Source organism: Staphylococcus croceilyticus (assembly GCF_002902575.1).
In the GTDB taxonomy this organism is placed as follows: Bacteria; Bacillota; Bacilli; order Staphylococcales; family Staphylococcaceae; genus Staphylococcus; species Staphylococcus croceilyticus.
This window is the reverse complement of record NZ_PPRD01000147.1, coordinates 2,539-2,857: the sequence shown is the minus strand read 5'-3', so window position 1 is coordinate 2,857 and position 319 is coordinate 2,539. Positions and strand designations below refer to the sequence as shown.

Here is a 319-nt window from a genome sequence, read left to right as displayed (position 1 = left end):
GTTATAATCATATTAAATTATTTATTATGAGGTATAATATGTATTATTTTGTCGGTTTTAATTTAGGTAATAGTATTACTGGTATTGAAAAAGCAATGATTAATCGGTTATTCTTGTTTAAAAATAATAATAAAAGAGCTAAATGTCTATTTTTATCATGGAATAGATTTATGTCCAAATATGCTGCAAAGTTTCTCGATAAAAAAGATTATATAAACATGTATGATTATTTTCAAAAATCAATTAGTGTCCTTAACAAAGAAAGTATTGATTATATTTCATATTGGCAAAATGAATGTAATTATAAAATTAAATACGT

At 21.0% G+C, this 319-nt stretch carries 1 pseudogene; it reads left to right on the top strand.

What is annotated here, in order from left to right:
• Nucleotides 1–38: 38 nt before the first annotated feature.
• Nucleotides 39–319: pseudogene (locus tag CD128_RS11970) on the top strand (glycosyl transferase family 1); the annotation flags it as partial.